This window comes from Kribbella sp. NPDC050820, assembly GCF_040653975.1.
In the GTDB taxonomy this organism is placed as follows: Bacteria; Actinomycetota; Actinomycetes; order Propionibacteriales; family Kribbellaceae; genus Kribbella.
Window position 1 is genome coordinate 1 of record NZ_JBFAHB010000143.1, and the last position, 7592, is coordinate 7592.

At 65.1% G+C, this 7592-nt stretch carries 7 protein-coding genes and 1 pseudogene; 4 read left to right on the top strand and 4 right to left on the bottom strand.

The features are described 5' to 3' along the window. Positions 1 to 506 (bottom strand): alpha/beta fold hydrolase (locus AB0H36_RS47450; RefSeq protein WP_360538803.1); only part of this gene is annotated, 506 nt, incomplete at its 3' end. Between the two features lie 100 nt (positions 507 to 606). Then, positions 607 to 1062 carry a hypothetical protein gene (locus AB0H36_RS47455; RefSeq protein ID WP_360538806.1) on the bottom strand — a complete coding sequence of 152 codons (456 nt, stop codon included), beginning with the start codon at positions 1060 to 1062 and terminating at the stop codon, positions 607 to 609. A 158-nt stretch (positions 1063 to 1220) separates the two neighbouring features. On the opposite strand from AB0H36_RS47455, the gene AB0H36_RS47460 reads away from it, so the two are divergent. The 3 genes and pseudogenes from AB0H36_RS47460 to AB0H36_RS47470 all read left to right on the top strand — a co-directional run. Further along, complete coding sequence (locus tag AB0H36_RS47460) at positions 1221 to 1880, top strand: DUF4241 domain-containing protein (protein ID WP_360538809.1); 660 nt, start codon at positions 1221 to 1223, stop codon at positions 1878 to 1880. Positions 1881 to 2058: 178 nt separating this feature from the next. Beyond that, positions 2059 to 2844, top strand: coding sequence for a transposase (locus tag AB0H36_RS47465; protein WP_360538812.1), 786 nt, complete (start codon positions 2059 to 2061; stop codon positions 2842 to 2844). A gap of 225 nt (positions 2845 to 3069) precedes the next feature. Beyond that, positions 3070 to 3168, top strand: a pseudogene (locus AB0H36_RS47470) (transposase); the annotation flags it as partial. A 511-nt stretch (positions 3169 to 3679) separates the two neighbouring features. On the opposite strand, the gene AB0H36_RS47475 reads toward AB0H36_RS47470, so the two are convergent. Next, entirely contained in the window at positions 3680 to 4354 is a 675-nt protein-coding gene (locus tag AB0H36_RS47475) for an SUKH-4 family immunity protein (RefSeq protein ID WP_360538815.1), read from the bottom strand. Positions 4355 to 4501: 147 nt separating this feature from the next. On the opposite strand from AB0H36_RS47475, the gene AB0H36_RS47480 reads away from it, so the two are divergent. Continuing rightward, complete coding sequence (locus AB0H36_RS47480) at positions 4502 to 5014, top strand: CbrC family protein (protein ID WP_360538818.1); 513 nt, start codon at positions 4502 to 4504, stop codon at positions 5012 to 5014. A gap of 1474 nt (positions 5015 to 6488) precedes the next feature. Here the strand turns inward: AB0H36_RS47480 and AB0H36_RS47485 are convergent. Further along, the gene (locus AB0H36_RS47485) at positions 6489 to 7073 is read right to left on the bottom strand and encodes a hypothetical protein (RefSeq protein ID WP_360538821.1); all 585 of its coding nucleotides are present in this window, start codon (positions 7071 to 7073) and stop codon (positions 6489 to 6491) included. Positions 7074 to 7592 lie beyond the last annotated feature (519 nt).

Genomic DNA, 7592 nt, shown 5'->3' on the forward strand with positions numbered 1-7592 from the left:
AGGGTGAGCGCCTTGCCGCCGATCAGGAACGGCGCCTCACCGTCGGCGAGGATCCGTTCCACGAGCGCGTCGTAGTTGTGCTCGACGTGGCCAGGTTGGTAGGGCGCGCCTATGCTCACCACCGCGCGCACCGAGTCGACGTGGTGGGCCGCGGCGATGACTGCCGCGCCGCCGAAGGAGTGCCCCACGACCAGCCGCACCTCGCGACCCGACTCATTCATGAATCGCACCGCCTGGGCGGTGTCGGCGACCTTGTTGGAAAAGGACCCGTCGCCCCAGTCGCCCTCGGAATCGCCGAGCCCGAGATTGTCGAAGCGGAGCATCCCGATGCCCTCGCTGGCCAACTGCTTGCAGATCCGGCTAGCGGCGGGGCTCTCCTTGCCAAGGGTGAAGCCGTGCGAGAACACGCCCCAGCCACGGACCGGGGCTGCTGGATGGTCGATCAGACCAGCCAGCTTGGGCCCGCTCGTGCTCGGGAACCAGAAACGCTCGGCCACGTCGGTCATCCTCCCAGACTGGGGACGGGTGCGTTGACCGGCTATGGCACGGATCGCGGCATGAGAGCGCGTCTTGCACCCTTCTGGTGCGCTGGCCGAGTTGCAGCGGTCACTGCCAGAGATCAGCGCCTTCTCGGCCGGATGGATCTGCGGTCAGGATGCTTTCGTGTAGCCCATCGACAACTCGTCCGCTTGGCATACCCTCGGCGCTGTCGTCGAACCGGATTTCGGCCAACGACCATCCGGGAGCGTCCGTGGGAGCATCGGGGTCGTAACCCTCGTCGACGCGTGAAAGCACGCTAAAGGCGGCTTCATACGCGGCCAATCTCATGGCTTGGGCAACATCCACGGGGTCTGCACCAGCCGCGACAGCACGTTGAGCGGCTGGTACTGCAGCGACGGTGTCAACTGTCCAACCGTCAATGTCCCGCCAGATTCCGCGCAGGACCAGCCAGCGCGCCTCCTGTGGGATGTCTTCTCGTAGTTCGGACTCTGCCCAACCTTCGGGATCTTCCGCGCCCAGCTCGCGCATGCGCGCGACGAGGTCATACTTCCGAGTCACCATGTGGGCATGGTTCCACGCATTGGCGACGACAGCCTCGGCGACGTCCTCAAATCGGCATGAGCGTGCTTCCCTCTCGGCGGCAGATGAGTGCATTCCATGCATCGCCCGCACCAGCACTCGTCCTGGTAGCTTGTGGCGTCTCAGGAGAGGTTGGATGAATGGGTTTTGAGGACTGGCTGGCTGCCGAGGCCCTTTTGGAACAGGGCGCGCAGCATCGATGGCGCGAGGGCGACGTGTCCACGCTGGAGGTTGTCGAGGTTTGTCATCTGAACCTTGCCACAGGGCGGGTCGTCGCTGTTGATCCCGCCTACTTTGGCAGTTTCGACGAAGCTTGGCCTGTGGTGGCGAAGGTGCCTCCGGGTACATATCCCATGTTGCTGTCCGTGGTTGCATTGCCATCTACGGGGCGGACTGACCTCCCTCGCCGTCTCGTGACGGCGGCCACACTCAAGATCAGCGACAACCCAGTCGCCGGATGGAACTGGGTCGACGAGGGATCAGACGGCAAGGTCCTTGGAGTCGGTGTCGACGCGGGCACGGCCTGCTTCTACGACGCTTCGAAGCGAGAGTCGCTCGCACTGCTCAGCGGCGATGAGGATCGGGTCGACGCCGCCATACGTGAGGCCAGCGATGCCGGGTTCGCGGCCATTCCCGACGCCTCCGGTGGCACTGCCGCTGTTTTCGTCAGTTGCGGCATGGGCGATGGGTTTTATCCGATCCGAATCGGGCGCGATGCCTCTGACAGGGTCGCGATGGTCATGGTCGACCTAGAGCTGCTGAACCACAGCACGGGTTGGGTCGGACGGGCGGCGAACTGACCCGGCTTCTACCGCAGGATGAGGACGATCGGTTCCCCTGCGGAACTTCCTGAACTCGGCATGGTCGCGCTTCACTCCCCGCGGCATAGAGAGACGTTCTGCGTGTCGGTCCGGGCGTAGGAACGTCCTCCTGATGCGCTTGTAGGGCTTGGTGTCCCATCGCAGGAGGAGGACGTTCATGTCCGATGGTAGTGGTGTGTCTCGAGGTGACCGGAACCGTAACGCGCGGCTTGCTCGGTTGCGTGTGCTGGTGCCGTTGAGCAATGCGATCGTCGGGATCGACCTGGCCGACAACAAGCAGGTGGTGGTGGTCACCGACCACGACTCCAAGGTGTTGGCACGACGGACGTTCCGTTGTCGGGCGTGGGATCTCTCGACGGCGTTGGATTGGGCTGCCGAGCGCGCCAGGGCGACGGGGTTCGCCGGGGTCACGGTGTCGTGCGAGCCGACCGGGCATCGTTGGCGGGTGCTTGGGCAACTGGCCGCGGACCGGTCGATGCCGTTCGTGTGCGTGCAGCCGATCCAGACCTCCTGGGCGCGCAGGAGCGAGGACCTGACCTTCGACAAGACCGACGACAAGGACGCGATCTTGATCGCCCGGCTCACCGCCCAGTTGCGCTGCTACGTGCCCGAACCGGTCGAGGAGACCTGGGGCCGGCTGCGGCATCTGGGAACCCGCCGGGAACGGCTGATCGGGCGAGGCGGTCGCGCAGGTCCAGCAGATGCGAGACCTGCTCGAGTGCGTCTGGCCCGCCGCGTTGGAGACGGCCAATTACCCGTTCCGGTCCCGCACCTGGGCGGCCGCGATGTGGGTCGTCGTGGACCGCGACAACGCCGACTTGTCCCGGACCCGGCGCCTCGGCCTGGCTCGGTTCGAGACCGCCGTGCGCCGCGAGATCACCCACCGGGGCGGGCACAAGCCCTGCCTGCGCATCGTCCGCAAGCTCTTCGCCGCGCTCAATGACCTGACCGGTGTGATCGCCCACCGCCGCGGTGGACTCGAACGGGTCCAGTTACTGCTGGCGGACTGGGCCGACAACCAGCGCAAGCTCGCCGACACACAAGCCCGGATGATCGCCGTCCTCGACGAACTCGAGCTGACCGCGCTGGTCACCTCGATCTCTGGGATCTCGGCCATCGGCGCCGCAGCGATCCTGGCCGAGACCGGCGACCCTCGCCGGTTCTCGCCCTGGTCAAGCACGCCGGCCTCGCACCACGAGAGAAGCTCTCCGGCACCTTCACCGGCCGCACCAAGCTCACCGGCCAAGGCAGACCCCGACTCCGGCTGGCCGCCTGGCGCGCGGTCTGGGGCGCCCTGCAAACCAACACCGTCTACGCCGCCCGCTACCGGCACCTGACCACCCGGGAGACCAACAAGCTGACCCCGACCCAGGCGCAGACCGTGATCGCGGCCGCGATCCTGCGGCACATTCACGCCGTGATCACCAACGGCATCGCCTGGGACCCGGTCATCGCGACCCACGGCACCCGACACCAACCCGCCAACACCAACGCCGCCTAACCAGCCCAGGCGCCCACTCAAGCAGGCGGACGGGACGAGCCCGACGCGGCATTGAGGAACACCAGTCACCTCGCCGGACATCATGGGCAGCCCCGCCCGTCGTCTGAACAACCCGATTACACGCTGACGGGCCCAGCCCCATTCACGCTATGCAGGGACAGACGACGGACCGGGCACCGGACCAGAAACGCTTGACACAAAGCGCCTTACGCTGATGTCCGGACGTTTCCGCCGGAGCGCGGCATGTGCGGGAATCCGACCGGCTTTGTCAGATCGTTCAAGTGTCGTCGGTGATCGTTTTCACCCACACCGAGCTGAGGTCGCTGTCACCCAGCGAGGGGTCAAGCAAGGTCATGCGGTCCAGGAACATCGCGCAGGATCGTTCGACGTCGGCGTAGTGCTGTTCGTGTTCTTCGAGGGGCGCGGTGTGCTGTGGCCCCGGGTGCGCACGGAGCAGTTCGACCGCCGCGTGCCAGCGCCAGGCGAGCTCCACGAAGGCAGCCACCGAGCCGTTGAAGTAGCAAACGGCCGGCTGGTACAGGTTCGGGTGATACGCGCGCAGCGGCTCGGCGATGTCGGCTGTGGTTACTGGTCGTGCCCGTATGCCCATGACTTGGCCCGCATCAGCAACCGCTCCGACTCGGATCGCGGTACTGGGATCGAACTCGGCACCATAGGTGCCAAGGAGATACAGTCTTTGGTCCGCCGAAAGAAGCCGACGTTCTGACCCACTGGCGATGTTGGGTATCAGCACAGGCTCGGATTCGGCTTGCGGGGTTGGATGGAGTAAAGGCCCTTCGGGTAGGCCCCAGGTTCGCAGTGCCGAGCGATCTGATTCGGGCAAGCGCCACTGGTCGATGACCGCGCCGGCACCAACTTGGACCTTCGGCTGGATCAGGGAAGGAAGAGGCACGTCAACGACAGCCAGCATCTGGTCATACAAGGTTCCCACGACACCTCCAAACGGCACGAGATCCTACCGACCCCTGCGTGCCGGGCGGCTCTCATCGGCATGAGCGGGCTTCACGCTCGGCGGCATGACAGGGCGAATCGCGGCCGGGGGCTTGTGCCGAGGTTGCTAGTCCCGAATGCTTCGGCCATGAACGTGGGCCTGCCGGTGTTCCGCTACCACCCCGATCCCGTCGCCACAGGATCGGTCGCTCAATCGGCCGAAGTCTGCGGACGGTGTGGCGCGGCGCGTGGATTCGTCTACGTGGGGCCCACCTACGCGGTCGAGGAAGTCGAGTTCCTGTGCCCTTGGTGCATCGCCGACGGCAGCGCCTCAAAGCACTTCGACGCAGTATTCACGACCACAGACGGCGCCCCAGGCGACGTTCCAGCGGACGTGCTGGACGATGTCGCGCGCCGGACGCCGGGATTCGCCGGCTGGCAGCAGGAGCGCTGGATGTTCCATTGCGCAGACGCGGCTGAGTTCCATGGCCGCGCTGGTTGGGAGCAAGTCAGGGCAACACCCGGAGCGGTCGATTCGCTGCTCGTCGAGGGATGGCGAGAAGACGTACTGCCCCACCTGAGCGCTGATGGCGACCTGACCGCCTACCTGTTCCGCTGCCGTCATTGCGGTCAGGGCTTGGCGTACGCCGACAGCACCTAGAGCACTCGCATCGCGGCAGATGCGGACGTATCGAGGTCGCGACTTCGCAGGTCTGGCACGTCTGGTGCAAGTGCCTAGTGGTCAGAGGAATCGGCACGATCGAGGCGCTGTTGGGTGCCTGGGTCGACTGGGTTGGAGTGCCCCGGCTGATCGGGGCTCTGAGTCGCGTGAACGTTGCCGGCCATCGAACGGAGGACCTCCGCCGCTCGGGCCGACCAACCGTTGACCAGAGCCCAAGCGTAGGCGTCGTTGGCGCCCGGACACCGTCCAGCAGCCCTGAGGCGAGCGAGGATTCTGGCGCGCTGGGTTCGTTGCCTTGCCAGCCCGTCAGGGTCTGCCTCGATCACAGCCTGAATCTCGCGCAGACCGGCGACAGCGACGGCGTCGATGGCATCGGGGTGTGCCGTGACCGGTGGTATTGCACTGAGGGGGCGTGGTCGTGCAGCGAGCCGCCAACCATCGATGGACTTGAGTGTGGAGATGTGTTGACTTGTCAGAACGCACAAGGCCCTCGTCCGCGGATCCTCAGCGATCGTGGCGACGCTTTCCCGGCTCGGGTTGGGAGCAAGGACAGGTCCGCCGTCCCAGCCCAGCACTCCGCGAGCGTCCTTGTGGCTAGCGAGACGAACACGCCGGTCGTCGCGATAGCCGGCCAGGCCTGGGTGATCGAACCACAGTGCATAGACCAAGATTTGGCCACCAACCTCCCGTTGGCGCTGTTCAAGCCACGTCCACGCTCTCCGGAATCCATCAGAGTCGGTGGGTGGGAACGGCTCAACGACGAGTGCAGTGTCGTAGGCAGTGGCGTTGATAGGCACGCAGCATCATGCACCCGAAGGCACCGCTCTTGCCAGCTGACCGGCCCGGTCGCCGACAGCGTGCATCGTAAAAAGGGATACCCAACGCGACAAATAGGCCACCTGTCTGCGGCGGCGCCCTCAGTGGCGAAATCTCCGCACGCAGCAACGTCCCCAATGCGGTATGTGAGTGCGTTACGCCGAATGGGCTAACCCCAGTCGTTGCTGTCGAGGTCGTCCAGTTGTGCCTGAATCTCTGACAGCAGGGCAGCCGGCAGGATCACGGCAGAGGGAAGTCGCAACTCTCGACGTCCTGGCCCACGCTCATGGTGAGTTGACCGTCGCTCACGCTCCACCAGACGGGGTGCCTCGCGCACGTCCCGAGGTTCACGTCCGAGCGCTGGGCGTGGTCGGCGCCGGGAACGCGAGGGAGGCCCGTAGCCCATTCGACCGGACTTGCGTTCACGCTCAGGAGCCATGAGTCTCCGCTCAGTGTGAGCATCACGTTGTCGTCATCGAGTTGCGCGTCCGCCCTCACATCAAATCGCTCCATGCGGAGGAGTATCGCAGCGGGATCAGCGCAGAGACCGCACATCGCAGTTTCCGAGCTTTCACTCTCCGCGGCAGATCAGCGCACCTGATCTTGGCGTTCGGCCGTCGGCTGTGACTGAGGTTTCTCAACTCCAGGAGGGATTGCGGCTCGGCAGCCACGGCCCAAACAGCGACTCGTACTGCTCACCAGTTTCGACGGTTAGGGCGAAGTCAGGTGTGGTGCTGGCCACCGCATCGCGCAAGCCGGCCAGCAGCAGCGGGACAGTCGCCAGCTCCAACGACAGTGCTGTTGCGAGTTGAACTCGCCGAGCACCAAGCTCTGGCTCGTCTCTGAGCTCGTCGCGCTGCAGGTGCTCCGCAGCGGACTGCATGGTCACCAGATCCCCGTCGCCTGAAAACTTCAGGCAGTCCCACCAGGACGGTAGCCCGATCATGGCCTCCAGGGCTCCGGCAAGGCTGTGGCCGATAAGGCCGGCTTGCCCTTCAGAACTGGCATACAAGACCGGACGGATCGAGCGGCGTTCACCGCAGAGGAAGAACGTGCCGCCACTGAAGTCACCTGCTATACCTTCCAAGGCATATCCGGACGACAGGTGGACAGGCTCGCCGTGGTCACCGCGTGTGAGGTCAAACTCGCAGACTTCCCACAGCAGTTCGGCGAGACCCTGGTCCAGGCGAACCATTTCCAGGATCTCGTCATCGCTCTCCACGTGGCGGACAGTAGCAGTCAGCCCGGTGCGTACCCCGTCGGCCTGGTCCCTCGACATCCGTTCATCGGCATGACAGCGCGGAATGCGGCATGAGCGGGCGTTGCATATCACTCCTGGGTGACGCGCAACTCAATGGTCAGCGCGTCAGGATGCGCCCAGGTTGCCGAGTGCTTACTCCACGCACCCGAGCCGTCCTCAGTTCCTGCCGCTGCCTCACACCTCATGTCGTCGGGTGCATCAAGGTCATCCATGACGCACAACACAGCCTCGTTTGCGCCGATGGCCCCGGTGCTCGGTTCACGGTCGGACGGTGTGGTGACGCTCAGCAGAGTCTCGAAGTCTGCTAAGCCGCCACCCCAGGGACGCGCTGCGGCTAGATTGGTCGGCCGGAAGTCCCGCGGTGCTTGCCATCCGGTTCGCTGAGGGGCCTTACCCCCGGTTCTTGGACACGGGTGGTGGTTTACGCCGCTGACGGGAGGGTAGCGGCGGTGCTGGTCTCGTAGGTGTTTGGGGACTGGT

What these genes read in the sequence shown, in the direction of transcription:
- AB0H36_RS47455 (WP_360538806.1), bottom strand. Translation starts at nt 1,062, where the DNA reads ATGGTGACTCGGAAGTATGACCTCGTCGCGCGCATGCGCGAGCTGGGC.
- AB0H36_RS47460 (WP_360538809.1), top strand. Translation starts at nt 1,221, where the DNA reads ATGGGTTTTGAGGACTGGCTGGCTGCCGAGGCCCTTTTGGAACAGGGC.
- AB0H36_RS47465 (WP_360538812.1), top strand. Translation starts at nt 2,059, where the DNA reads ATGTCCGATGGTAGTGGTGTGTCTCGAGGTGACCGGAACCGTAACGCG.
- AB0H36_RS47480 (WP_360538818.1), top strand. Translation starts at nt 4,502, where the DNA reads ATGAACGTGGGCCTGCCGGTGTTCCGCTACCACCCCGATCCCGTCGCC.